The sequence below is a fragment of the Salipaludibacillus sp. HK11 genome, from assembly GCF_047795645.1.
In the GTDB taxonomy this organism is placed as follows: Bacteria; Bacillota; Bacilli; order Bacillales; family Salisediminibacteriaceae; genus Salipaludibacillus.
In genome coordinates this window covers 2,548,331-2,561,467 of the sequence record NZ_CP181045.1, presented here as the reverse complement: position 1 = coordinate 2,561,467, position 13,137 = coordinate 2,548,331, and the positions used below count along the sequence as shown (strand labels likewise).

The window sequence follows — 13,137 nt, the reverse complement described above, 5'->3', positions numbered from 1 at the left end:
GGAGGGCGAGTAAATTGACAACACAAGATTTGCAAAAAAAATACAGACCTCATTTACACTTTGCACCAAAAAAAAATTGGATGAATGACCCAAACGGAATGGTTTATTTTGAAGGGGAGTATCACTTATTTTTTCAATACAATCCAAATGACAGCGTCTGGGGTCCCATGCATTGGGGCCATGCTGTCAGTAAGGATATGATTACATGGGAAGAATTAGATATTGCATTATATCCAGATGAGAATGGCACGATTTTCTCTGGAAGCGCAGTCGTAGATTGGGAAAATACAACAGGATTCTTCCAGGAAAAGCCAGGTATCGTAGCAATATTTACTCATCATTTAGATGGCGCGGAAGGTGAACCACCTACTCAAAGTCAAAGTTTAGCTTACAGTTATGACAGAGGTAGAACTTGGACAAAGTATGAGGGGAATCCTGTCCTTTCTCATCAAACAAAGATTGATTTCAGAGATCCTAAGGTTTTTTGGAATAAGGAAACAAATAAATGGGTAATGGTACTTGCTACAGGTCAAACGATATCATTTTATACTTCGACTAATTTAATAGATTGGGAGTTTGAAAGCGAATTTGGAGATGGTCATGGTTCTCATGATGGTGTGTGGGAATGTCCTGATTTATTTAAACTAAATGTAGAAGACAGCAAGGAAGAAAAATGGGTTTTACTCGTCAGTATTGGGGATAACCCACAATTTGATAATGGATCACGTACACAATATTTTATTGGGAAATTTAATGGTTCAACGTTTACTCCAGATCATTCCTCTATTAAATGGTTGGATTTTGGTAAAGACAATTATGCAGGGGTTAGCTTTTCTGATGTACCAGAAGAGGACGGACGGCGTATTTACCTTGGCTGGATGAGTAATTGGCGATATGCGAATGAAGTTCCAACAGGTGATTGGAGAAGTCAAATGACTTTACCAAGGGAACTTTCACTTAGAAAAAGTGACGGGGATTGTAAAGTAATTCAGCACCCAGTAAAAGAATTGGCTGCTTACTTCTCGCAAATAGAAGAGATTCACAATGTATTTGTTAGTGATAATGAACCGAAAAAATATCATGTGAAAGATTCATATTTAGAAATCATCTTGAATTTGGAAAGAGTTAATGCATCACAATTTGGTATTACTCTGCACCATACTAAAGAACAGTCTACGAGCATTACTTTTGATTCAACAGAGAAGGTCATGAGCTTAGATAGACAAAAATCAGGAGAAATTGATTTTTCGACTAACTTTCCACATGAACAAAAGTTGAAAATGGAGAACATAAACAATATTCAACTGCGAATCGTTATTGATTCTTCATCCGTAGAACTGTTTGTGAATGACGGAGAGTATGCATTAACAAGTTTAATTTATCCAGATAAAGTGTGTGAGGAGCTATCTATTTTCGCTTTAGACGGCGAAATCGAAATTAAAAATAGCCAAATATTATCACCAACTAAATAATATAGCATTTTGATGGTTTTAGCAGCAATAAATGAAATAGGAGGAAACTTGTATAGGTTATTTTATTTGAAATCTAAATAAAATAACTACTCGTTTCTTCCTTTTTTTATAAGGCAATGAAAATAAATTGAAATTGAAGAGGGGAATAGGAAATGAAGGGAAACTCATCAGTTATTTGTATCGGAGAGCTGATTATTGATTTTTTCTGCACAGATATTGGAGTCGACTTAGTAAGAGGTAAGAATTTTGAGAAGCAGGCGGGTGGAGCACCAGCTAACGTATGTGCAACTATTGAGAAACTAGGTGGCACGTCCGTTTTCAGTGGTAAAGTGGGAGATGATCCTTTTGGTCATTTTTTAAAAAACACACTTGATGAAATAAACGTTGATACCTCCATGCTCGTCCTCGATGATCACCATCCAACAACATTGGCATTTGTATCTTTAAAGGAAAATGGGGAAAGGGATTTTGTTTTTAATCGAGGGGCGGATGCTCATTTATCAGAAGAAGAGTTGGATAAAGAGAAGCTGAAAGCTGCTGGTATTTTACATTTCGGCTCAGCGACAGCTCTCTTAGAAGGTTCGTTTCAATTGACTTACTTAAATACTATTAGATCTGCTCATAATGATGGTAAGTTTATTTCGTTTGATCCTAATTATAGGGGAAATCTTTGGGAAGGTAGAGAATCTGCTTTTGTTGACCTGTGTAAAGAAGTAATTGGTTTAGCTGATTTCGTGAAAGTTAGTGATGAGGAACTAAGAATGATTTCTGGTATGGAAAATACATCTAGAGGGGTTCAGGTTCTTCATCAATTAGGAGCAAAAACCGTTGCAGTAACTTTAGGTAAAAAAGGAACACTGATTTCTAATGGAAATGACCAAGAAACAATTTCTAGTATTGATGTAACGTCAATAGACTCAACTGGTGCAGGGGATGCATTTGTAGGTGCTATGCTTTTTCAGTTGTCAAAGGAAGAAGAACCAAAGAAAGTTTTAGAAGACTTCGAACAACTAAAGAAAATAACGATGTTTAGTAATAAGGTAGGGGCAATAGTTTGTACGAAAGTAGGAGCTATTTCTGCAATACCAACTATGGAGGAAGTTGTATGAAAAAATTGCAAAAAGATATAGTTTCAAAGTGGTCCTTTCCTGAGAATGAAGGAATAAGTACATTTGAAGAAATAAAACAAGTGAACGATTCAATAGAATATATTTTTCATCAAGCAGAATTCCAGCCGGATAAAGAAGTTAAACGCCGAAATGGGATTCATGGAAATGCTTTATGGTTCGATGGTTTTTCTACTTCAATTAGACGACAACAGGAATTGTTTACTCCTTTAACTGATGCTATCACAATTTCCTTATGGATTGCCCCACATGCATTTGGCGGTATAGAGGATGAACGTTTGACTGCTCTTATCAATCAACATGATTATCATAAGGGGACAGGTTTTATAGTTGGTTTTCATAAGCATGGGTCACTGTCATTTCAAGTTGGGTTAACATCTGGATGGGCAGAAGTTTGGGCAAACGACTATTATTTACCGAAAAATCAATGGTCGAATATTGTAGCCACATATAATCAGATAGATGGCTATCTAAAACTATACGTAAATGGTTCTCTCATTGGGGAGAAGAGAAACGAAGAGAGAGGATATATCGTCCCTGCAGAAGTAGATTTATTAATAGGAGAAAATAACGATCCTTTCATTGTCGCCGACACATTCACGTTAAATATGTTTAGTGGATTAATGGATGAAGTGAGTATATATAAACGTTCATTAAGTGAAGAGGAAATAGTAGATCTTTATCGTTCTTATTTAAAGGGTTTTGATGGTGAGCTTCCTGAGATTGATGTTGAGAATATATCTATTGATCGTAACGATTTTTCAATGGATTTACATAAACCACAATATCATATTACGGCCCCTGGTCATTGGATGAATGAGCCGCATGCACCACTATATTTCAAAGGGAAATATCATCTTTTTTACCAACACAATCCACAAGGCCCTTATTGGGGAAATATCCATTGGGGCCACTGGGTTAGTGATGATTTGATCCATTGGAAGGACATGCCGGTAGCTATTTCTCCTGAAAAAAATGCTGTCGATCCTGATGGATCATGGTCAGGGTGTGCTCATTATGATGAAAATGGCTTACCTGTATTATTTTTCACCGCAGGAAATCATAAATATCTTCCTAACCAAATGGTAGCTTTGGCTAGAAGCACGTTTCCAAAGGATGGAGATATAGAATTAAAACATTGGATGAAAGATAGTCAGCCGATCATCTTTCAACCAAAGGAACAAAACTTAGACGACGATGGCTTCCGAGATCCATTTGTGTGGAAAGAAGATGACACGTGGTTTCAGTTAGTTGCATCTGGAATAAATGGGAAAGGTGGTACAGCGTTATTATTTCAATCTGAAAATCTAGTCGACTGGGAGTACAAAGGTTTTCTCTATGTTAGTGATTATCATAAGTACCCATATTTAGGGAGGGTTTGGGAACTGCCAATTCTTCTTCCACTTGCGGAAGATAGTAAAGGAGATGTGAAACACCTTTTTATTATTAGTCCGGTCGGAGAAGGAGCTGATGTAGAAGTTTTCTATTGGGTAGGAACTTGGGATAAAACCAAAGGGAGTTTTATTCCAGATCATGAGGAACCTCAGCTTTTTGATTTAGGCGATTTTCACTTTACAGGACCAAGTGCTATGATTGATCCACAAACAGGTAAACTAATAGTATTTACTATTGCACAGGGAGAAAGACCACCCGAATACGAACTTAAAGCTGGTTGGGCTCACAATGGAGGTATGCCCGCTGAAGTTTATTTAGGAAAAGATGATCGAATGAGAATTAAAGCGATTGATCAAGTGAAGAAGTTACGTAACGAAAAGCTAGTCGAATTGAAAGATAAAACTTTAGGCGAGGTTAATAGAAACTTGCAAGATATTTCTGGAGATATGTTGGAAATCCATCTCAAGTTTGCCCCGACTAATCATGATAAGTACGGTATTTATGTAAGGCAATCGCCTGATCGTATAGAAGAAACGTTATTTTATTATGATAATGATCAAATGGGGTTCTATGTTAACCGAAATAAAACAACATTGGACTCGAAAGAGATAGTGTCTGGAATTCAAGGGGGAGAAGTAGTTTTAAAAGATGAGCCATTAGAGCTAAATATTTTATTAGATAAATCTATGGTAGAAGTATATATTAATGAATTAAAAAGTTTAACGACAAGAGTATATCCAACAAAAAGAAATTCAAAAGGGATTTCTTTATATGGAGAAGATGAACTGTTGATAGAGTCACTGCAAATTTGGTCTATGAATGGCGTTTATTAATTAGTTATATAAGAGTTTTTAACGCAGTCTCTTTGAATGAAAAAATTCCAAATAAAAATTTCTTTTGGATAATACAATAGAGTAAATTATAAGAGACAAAAAGCATTGGTGAAATGCTTTTTGTCTCTTAAATAACCTTGTTAATCCTTACTTGTGAAATGCACTAAATAATTAATTGGATGATAATGCTATCGACATTGTTAAAAAGACTAACTCTGTCTTTACGTTTGGACAAACTCCAAACGCTTATTAGAGATAATTGCTTCGTGTTTCATTAACCACAATAAGGTCCGGTTTTTGCTAAGCCTTCGCTTATAACCTCATTTCACCAAGTAGAACCTCAAACTTCTCCAATATATTCAGTTATCTAATATAGCTCTTTTTCTATAAAATAGTAATCCAAAAACCATCTCACCGAATTGGGTACTATTTATTCAGGTATTTGTTTGAAGTTTTTCTTGTTTTTGTTGAATCTTTCGGTAAGCGATATTTGCAGATGATAAGATAACTATCCCAAACATACTTGCACTGAAGAAGAAACCTAAACCAGAAATAAATGTAACAGCATAATATACAGTGACGAAGCCAAATATAATAAAAAGACTTGCTAATGGATTATATATAGCAATTAAAACCGAATTTTTGATATGAGTTTTTAAATCCAGATTAAATTCAACGTAAGATGCTAATAAATAACAAATAATTAATAAATACAAAAAACTCAGTGTGACAGATGAAAAGTAAAGAAATTCCGTTATACCTGTTTTATTTATTTGTAAGAAATTAAGGTTGATATATAGGATAAGTCCGATTGATGTAATTATACCCCCAAGCTTATTACTTTCTATAAATTCTTTTTTGTAATAACCCCAAAAATATGGGAATAAATTCACTTCATTTTTGTTAAGGTATTGCCTTAGTGTTGCTAGCATTGCAACTGTTGCAGGGAAGAATCCCAATACCACTAAACCTAGGAGGGTAAAAATTATCCAGAGTAGGTTGATAAATGCTAGTCGATAAAACCAAGTACATATTGAAAAAGCCATGCTTGAAAAAGCGCCAAGTTGCATATATAGTTCCCCCTTTACTAAATAATTCAAAAGTATCATAAATGTTTAACTCGTACTATATTTTAAAAAAATATAGTAAAGGAAATTTAAAATAAGTAAAAATAGTATATTTTATGAGGACTTAAAGTTCTCATCTACTCTTACTCCCAGTATCATTTTTTTCAAACCTCTTTCGCCCCACCTGCCAATCGATTTCTATATTCCAATTTATATAAACTACCTAGTTATCACTATTGTTTAATGAGATCCGTACAAGTAAAAGCTGTAATGAGCAGGATAAAAATGTTTGAAAAAGTAACAAATCTTTTGATGAAGTTGTTATTAACTATGATGGAAAGATTATGTGTAAACCTTCTCCAACCTTCTTTAACACACTTAACTTAGGAGGTAAAAATATTACTTATAAAGTAAAGATTGTGCATTGTTTGTCGAATTTTAAGAGCATACAATAAATTTATAAATATAAGAAAAAGAGGTGAATTAATAATTGCAGAATCAAATGAAAGCGGAAACAGAAGTGGTGCAGGGTGCAGATAAACAATTTAAAACAAAAAAGACAAAAAGAAATGATCGTTCTTCGAGTCATTTGCGAGAAACGTTAGCTGGTTTGGCATTTGTGGGTCCGATGTTAATTGGTACATCTATTTTAGTTTTGTTTCCAATGGTAGCGTCGTTTATTTTAAGTTTTACCGATTGGAATTTTGTATCGGGTTATACAAATGCAACCTTCGTTGGTTTTGAGAATTTTATCACACTATTTAATAACGATGTATTTTTAAAGTCACTAGGAAATAACTTTATTCTTATTATTGCAATTCCTATAGGTCTAGTTATATCTTTAGGGATTGCAGTAATTATTAACAAGTACATTTATTTTAAAGATGTATTTAAAGTTATCTTTTTTATGCCGTTTATTTCTAGTGTTGTAGCTGTAGCAGTTGTTTTTCGAGTTTTGTTTCATCCATCTCAAGGACCAGTTAATCAATTTTTAATGTCACTAGGATTTGAAAATCCTCCAGGGTGGATAGCAGATACAGCCTTTTCCCTACCATCGGTGATGATAATTATGATTTGGACTAGTATAGGTTTCAACTTAATTATCTACTTGGCAGGTTTACAAAACATACCAAAGGAATTGTATGAAGCTGCACAAATTGATGGAGCTTCAGCATGGTATCAGTTCACTAAAATAACAGTTCCATTAGTATCGACAACAACCTTTTTTCTTTTAGTTGCAGGTGTTATTTCAAGTTTTAAGATGTTTGATTTAATTTTAGTCTTAACAAATGGTGGGCCAGCAAATTCTACAATGATACCAGTTGTTTATTTATATGAACAAGCTTTCTTAGAACTGAAAACAGGATATGCGTCAGCAATTGCTTTAGTAATGTTTATTATTATTCTAATTATTACCTATATTCAGTTTGTAGGTCAGAAAAAATGGGTGAACTACTAATTAGAAAGGGGGAAAATAGATGAAAGCCGGCTTAGATGTTAGAAAAATAGTTATGACTATTATCATGGCATTAATAGGGATTATATTCTTAACACCATTTCTATGGATGATTTCAGCATCACTAAAAGTTGAAGAAGAAGTCCTGACATTCCCGATACAATGGATCCCGAAAACATGGAATGCGGTTGAGAATTTCAGTGAAGTATGGACAGGTTCGATGCCGTTTTTACTACTGTATTGGAACTCGATTAAAGTAACAGTTTTAACAACTTTAACATCAGTTATTGTATCCGCTTTAGCAGCTTATGGTTTTGCAAAGATAAACTTTAAGGGACGAGATACATTATTCTTTATTGTATTAGCTACCTTCATGGTTCCGCCTCAAACGCTTCTAGTAACACAGTTCTTGTTATATAGTTGGTTTGGTTTATATGATACTCATACTGGGTTGATATTATTAAATAGTTTTAGTGTATTTGGTACCTTTATGCTTCGACAATTTTATTTAGGCATCAGTAATGAAATTATTGAATCAGCAAAAATAGATGGTGCTGGACATTTCAGAATATTTAGATCAATAGCATTACCATTAGTTCGTCCGGCAATTGCTACGTATGCAATATTACGATTTATTTGGACATGGAATGACTTCCAAAATCCATTAATCTTTTTAAGAAGCCAGGAGTTGTATACAATTCAACTTGGTGTTCAGAGCTTTGCTGATGAACATGGTAGTATTTATTCCTTAATGATGGCTGCGTCAGTCTCAGCAATTATTCCATTATTAATTGTATTTGTGATTGGGCAAAAACAAGTAATAGAAGGAATTCAACTTGGTGGAGTTAAAGGGTAGCAATATGGTTGTAACTACTCAACAAATATAGGGTAGTTTTAATAAATATTTTAAAATACGAGGAGGAAAAAACATGAAACAAAAAACAGCGTTATTAGGATTCATATTATTTTTATCAAGTTCTTTAATTATAGCTTGCTCAAACGACAACAGCGAAACTACTAATAACGAGAATGAAAGCAACGGTAGTGGGAATGCTAGCGAAGAAGAAATCACTTTAAGCTTTGTCCATTGGATTAACGAGGAAACAGGTAATTGGGAAGAACTTATTGAAATGTACGAAGAGGAAAATGAAGGAGTTAAAATTGAATCAACCCCACTTGTTGAAAATATGAGTACTGAAGATTACTATCAACAGCTAGATCTTTTAGCGTCATCTGGTGAGTCATTAGACATAATAATGTTTTCAACATTACCAGAATTAGTTACAAGAGTGAATGCTGGGCTTGTTTCACCAATTGATGACCTATTAGATAATGAGGGAATTGATATTAATAGTGATTACAACCATACTTATTCAGAAATTGATGGGAACTATTATGCTATTCCGATGAAGAGTGTTTCTAATCTTGTTGTCCTAAATAAAGATCATTTAGATGAAGTAGGCTTGGAGGTACCAACAGAATGGACTTGGGATGATTATAGAGAATATGCAAATCAATTAACAACTGATAATCGATATGGGTCGTTCTTATCAAACTTTCACTCTCTTCATTCTACATTAAAAATGTTTGGGAAAAGTGATAACCCCTACCTTCTTAAAGAAGATGGAAGTTCTAATGCAGATGATCCATTTCTAAGAGAATCATTAGAATTAAGGTATCAAATGGAAATTGAAGATAATTCATCTGTACCGTATTCGGAAACTATTTCTCAACAACTTGATTTTCGGCAACAATTTTTCTCGGAGTCGGTATCTATGGTCCCAATTGGATCATTCTTAATTACTGAATGGGGACAATTTACACCTGAATTTGAGATTGCTTGGGCTCCGTGGCCAAAAAATAGCGAGGAAAGTGTTAATTACACTGAAATAGGCGGTGATGCATTGACTATCGCTCAAACATCTGAATATAAAGAAGAGGCTTATGACTTTATGCGTTGGTTATCTACTGAAGGAATACAAGAACAAGGGATTTCTATTCCTGCTTGGACAGAATCTGATTTAGATACTGTATTAGAAAATCTACTGGAAAATACATCCAATCCGGATGCTGTTAATATTGACTCAGTTATAAATGCACTTACTATTATTGAACCACAAGAAAGGTTTGCCCCACCTGCTCATAATAGAGAAGCAGATAGCGAATTTGAATCACAAGTAGAATTACTGTTACTTGGTGAGCAAGATCTCGATACAACAATGGAGGAAATTAAAGAGAGAATTGAGGCAATAGTGGAAGCAAATCAATAAGAATGTTAAGGATATGTTATATTGAGAGGATAATAATAAATCCTCTCAATATATATTAGTATAATTTTAGCAGGGGTAAACTTCGGTGGTGAATGGGCGTGCGTAATATGTTAAAAAGGTTGCAAAATTATTCTTTAAGGAAGCGATTAATTATTGCGGTCGTGGTTTGTATTCTATTACCTTGGATATGTACATACATTGTCTCTAATTATTTAACAAAAGATATATTAGAGGAACGTGCCGTAAAGCAATCTAATGATAATTTAAGTATGATTGAAATGAGCATAAAAAATGTTTTAAATGATATCATGTATACCTCTAACTATATACAATTTGATACTAATTTTAATAGGCTTATAAAAAATCACCAGTCTATTGACGCTACATCACTTGAAGCCGAACAGGAAATTGCCTTGAACTACATTGAGATATCAAGTAGATTAGCTGGAATTACAGATTTGTTATCTCCAACTTATATCACAATTATTTTTGAAAACGATCTCTATTATATGAATTATTCTATTAATGACTATCGCCCAACCGACTCTCACAAAGAATCATGGATGAGTGATCTAAAAGACTTAAATATTTATCAAACTAAATGGATCGGTGCACATCCAACATATATAACCTCAGATCAACAGCACAGTCCATATTTAATTAGTATAGCTCGTAACATAGAAAATAATAACTATCAAGATGCCTACATCATTATCAGTATAAAGGAAAAGGATATCCGTGCTTATTTAGAGAATTTTCAAAATTCCAACTCAGAATATTATTTAACAGATCAACAAGGAAATATATTTTCAAGCATTGAAGGGGAACGTATTGGTGAGAATCTAGGATTTAATGTTAGTAGTACTGGACATCAAATAGTTAATTTTAACAACGAAGCTCATCTTCTTAATAGTTATCCCGTTTCTTATTCTGATTGGCGACTCGTTAGTCTCGTTCCGTATAAAGAAACAATTGGTAATATTAATGTTATGACAAGAACAACGCTTGTAATTCAAGGAACTTTTCTATTTTTATTTCTAATAGGATTAATTATTCTTGTTAGAGAGATGACAAAGCCAGTCGTTGAACTGCATGCTGTTACTAAATCAGTGGAGAATGGTGATTTGAGTAGAAGGGCTGAGATATCAGGGAATAATGATATAGCAAATCTTGGGAGCGCTTTTAATAATATGCTTGATACTATTGAAGAGATGGTTAATGAAATTAAAATTCAAGAAAGAGGAAAGAGAACCGCCGAACTAGAAATGTTACAGGCTCAAATCAATCCACATTTCTTATTCAATGTACTAAATGCAATTCGATTACACATTAAAATGAATGGAGATAATGATAGTGCACAATTAATTAATGATTTATCGTCATTATTACGAATGACTATTAATAGAAATAATGCATTTATCTCATTGGAAGAGGAACTAAAGGTAGTAGAACACTACACAAGTTTGATGAGTTTTCGTCATGAGTATGAGGTGGATTTAGTCATATGTGTAGATACAAAATCGACAAAAATTGAAGTTCCACGTTTTTTCCTACAACCACTTATTGAGAACGCTATCATACATGGTTATAGTGGTAGAGATGGATCTATTGTAGTTACGGGTTCCGTGGAAGATAAGAAATATTTAAAATTACAAATATTAGATGACGGCGTTGGGATGACAGAAGAGAAGTTAGCACAGCTTAAAAGACAGATATATGGAGAAAAGAAAATAGTAAATGGGGAAAATTTCCACTCCTTTAATGGGATTGGAATTCAAAACGTTTATCAACGTATAAAAATGATTTATGGTGATAGAGCTTCTATGGATGTAGAGAGTGTTGAGGGAGAAGGTACTAGTTTTACATTTAATCTTCCATTAAAGGAGTGAAGTAAAATGTATCGAGTTGTGTTAGTTGACGATGATAAAGTTGTGACTCAGTATATGGAAAAATATATCCCGTGGGAAAAATGTGGTTTTAAAGTTGTTGCTACTTATCAAAATAGCATGAGAGCATACCATTACTTAACTGAAAATGATTATGATGTGTTAATAACGGATATAGGTATGCCACATATGAATGGTATTGAACTTATTTCAAAGATTAATAAGGAGCAAGAAAATAAAATCAACGTTATTCTGTCTTGTCATGATGATTTTCATTTTGCACAACAGGCTATTAAGTTAGATACCTTTGACTTTATCTTGAAAGAATCAATGGATGAAGAACAGATTGTCAAACTGTTAAAAAGACTCAAGAAAATCCTTGACGAAGCTAATCAAAAAAAGGAAACTCAAGGGAAATTAACAAAATTTTTAAGAGAAAATAATATGTCGCTCAAATCGAAGTTTATTGAAAAAGTAATTAAAGAACCTTACGTTGAAGACGATAAATGGTGGCAAGAACAAGAAAATTTATTAAATATGGACTTTTCAAGTGAAAGGTATACGGTTGTTTTATGTTTCATTGATCAATTTCAAGCAGCTATCGAACGTTATGAAAGTGAAACGTTGCTACAGTTTAGTATAAATAATGTACTCGAAGAAGTACTAGGAACGTATAATAATGAAATTCAAATATTCTATTTGCACAAAAAGTTTTTAATCTTATTTCCTGAAAAAAATATAAAGCAAATAGAAATAGATCATGGAATAGAAGAAGCTTTAAAATTGACGCAAAGTAATTTAAAAAATTATTTAAAACTTTCTTTAACTGCTGTTATTGATAATGGAAAGCATATAAGGAAGACTCTAGTTCACTCAATCAAAACTTTAGTTGTATATAAAGAACAACGGTTTTATTACCAAAACGAATCGATTCAATATCACGAAGAACTAAATTATAATAATATATCAATATTTAATGATTACGTGGAAGAAGTACAACTATTAAAAACGTACATCATGAATGGGGAAAGTGAGCAGTTAAAAGTATTTTTATGCAATAAAATAAATTGGTTTATACAACAAAGATTTTCCCCAAAAGTAATAAAAGACTGGTCTATGAAATTATTGCTTGATTTAAAATTAGGCCTGAATGCCTTTGTTTACTTTAAAGACCAAGATGTTAAAATACTGGAAATTGATCAAATACAAGAAGTAGAGAATTTTGAAGAAATGAAACAAGTATTGTTTGAGTTATGCCAACAATTTATAGAACATGTGATTGTTCTTGAATCCACATCAAAAAATGAAGATGCATTGAAGGCACAAAGATATGTTATTGCTAATATAGATAGAAAAATTTCATTAAAAGATGTTTCAACGTATTTGCACTTAAACCCAAGTTATTTTAGTCGATTATATAAAAGTGAAACAGGAGAAAGCTTTATTGAATTTGTGACTAGAATCAAGATGGAAAAAGCGATGGAATTATTAGATAGCACTGCCAAAACAGTGGATTTGATATCAATAGAACTTGGTTTCGACAGCAAAAGTTATTTTATCAAAAGATTTAGAAAACAAACTGGGATCTCGCCAACGGATTATAAGTATAAGCGTGTACCTCAAAAATAACT

The 13,137-nt window shown here is 33.3% G+C and carries 9 protein-coding genes; 8 read left to right on the top strand and 1 reads right to left on the bottom strand.

Annotated elements, in window-relative coordinates:
* Nucleotides 1-14: 14 nt before the first annotated feature.
* The 3 genes from ACM26V_RS12400 to ACM26V_RS12390 all read left to right on the top strand — a co-directional run bounded on the left by ACM26V_RS12400 (nt 15) and on the right by ACM26V_RS12390 (nt 4,827).
* Nucleotides 15-1,472 carry a glycoside hydrolase family 32 protein gene (locus tag ACM26V_RS12400; RefSeq protein WP_416151719.1) on the top strand — a complete coding sequence of 486 codons (1,458 nt, stop codon included), beginning with the start codon at nt 15-17 and terminating at the stop codon, nt 1,470-1,472.
* A gap of 152 nt (nt 1,473-1,624) precedes the next feature.
* Nucleotides 1,625-2,581 (top strand): carbohydrate kinase family protein, encoded by a 957-nt coding sequence (locus ACM26V_RS12395; RefSeq protein WP_416151718.1) that lies wholly within the window; start codon nt 1,625-1,627, stop codon nt 2,579-2,581.
* The gene (locus ACM26V_RS12390) at nt 2,578-4,827 is read left to right on the top strand and encodes a GH32 C-terminal domain-containing protein (protein ID WP_416151717.1); all 2,250 of its coding nucleotides are present in this window, start codon (nt 2,578-2,580) and stop codon (nt 4,825-4,827) included. Before ACM26V_RS12395 ends, ACM26V_RS12390 begins: the two co-directional genes overlap by 4 nt.
* Before the next feature lie 434 nt (nt 4,828-5,261).
* On the opposite strand, the gene ACM26V_RS12385 is transcribed toward ACM26V_RS12390, so the two are convergent.
* A complete protein-coding gene (locus ACM26V_RS12385; RefSeq protein WP_416151716.1) occupies nt 5,262-5,897 on the bottom strand; it encodes a YesL family protein in 636 nt (211 codons plus the stop codon).
* 499 nt (nt 5,898-6,396) lie between these two features.
* On the opposite strand from ACM26V_RS12385, the gene ACM26V_RS12380 reads away from it, so the two are divergent.
* From ACM26V_RS12380 to ACM26V_RS12360, 5 genes are all read left to right on the top strand, one after another.
* Entirely contained in the window at nt 6,397-7,353 is a 957-nt protein-coding gene (locus tag ACM26V_RS12380; protein ID WP_416151873.1) for a carbohydrate ABC transporter permease, read from the top strand.
* Nucleotides 7,354-7,372: 19 nt separating this feature from the next.
* The gene (locus ACM26V_RS12375) at nt 7,373-8,206 is read left to right on the top strand and encodes a carbohydrate ABC transporter permease (protein WP_416151715.1); all 834 of its coding nucleotides are present in this window, start codon (nt 7,373-7,375) and stop codon (nt 8,204-8,206) included.
* Between the two features lie 73 nt (nt 8,207-8,279).
* The gene (locus tag ACM26V_RS12370) at nt 8,280-9,620 is read left to right on the top strand and encodes an ABC transporter substrate-binding protein (RefSeq protein WP_416151714.1); all 1,341 of its coding nucleotides are present in this window, start codon (nt 8,280-8,282) and stop codon (nt 9,618-9,620) included.
* A gap of 107 nt (nt 9,621-9,727) precedes the next feature.
* Nucleotides 9,728-11,509 (top strand): sensor histidine kinase, encoded by a 1,782-nt coding sequence (locus ACM26V_RS12365; protein ID WP_416151872.1) that lies wholly within the window; start codon nt 9,728-9,730, stop codon nt 11,507-11,509.
* A 6-nt stretch (nt 11,510-11,515) separates the two neighbouring features.
* On the top strand, nt 11,516-13,135 hold the full coding sequence (locus ACM26V_RS12360) for a response regulator (protein ID WP_416151713.1): 1,620 nt from the start codon (nt 11,516-11,518) through the stop codon (nt 13,133-13,135).
* Nucleotides 13,136-13,137 lie beyond the last annotated feature (2 nt).

What these genes read in the sequence shown, in the direction of transcription:
- ACM26V_RS12395 (WP_416151718.1), top strand. Translation starts at nt 1,625, where the DNA reads ATGAAGGGAAACTCATCAGTTATTTGTATCGGAGAGCTGATTATTGAT.
- ACM26V_RS12390 (WP_416151717.1), top strand. Translation starts at nt 2,578, where the DNA reads ATGAAAAAATTGCAAAAAGATATAGTTTCAAAGTGGTCCTTTCCTGAG.
- ACM26V_RS12385 (WP_416151716.1), bottom strand. Translation starts at nt 5,897, where the DNA reads ATGCAACTTGGCGCTTTTTCAAGCATGGCTTTTTCAATATGTACTTGG.
- ACM26V_RS12380 (WP_416151873.1), top strand. Translation starts at nt 6,397, where the DNA reads ATGAAAGCGGAAACAGAAGTGGTGCAGGGTGCAGATAAACAATTTAAA.
- ACM26V_RS12375 (WP_416151715.1), top strand. Translation starts at nt 7,373, where the DNA reads ATGAAAGCCGGCTTAGATGTTAGAAAAATAGTTATGACTATTATCATG.
- ACM26V_RS12370 (WP_416151714.1), top strand. Translation starts at nt 8,280, where the DNA reads ATGAAACAAAAAACAGCGTTATTAGGATTCATATTATTTTTATCAAGT.
- ACM26V_RS12365 (WP_416151872.1), top strand. Translation starts at nt 9,728, where the DNA reads ATGTTAAAAAGGTTGCAAAATTATTCTTTAAGGAAGCGATTAATTATT.
- ACM26V_RS12360 (WP_416151713.1), top strand. Translation starts at nt 11,516, where the DNA reads ATGTATCGAGTTGTGTTAGTTGACGATGATAAAGTTGTGACTCAGTAT.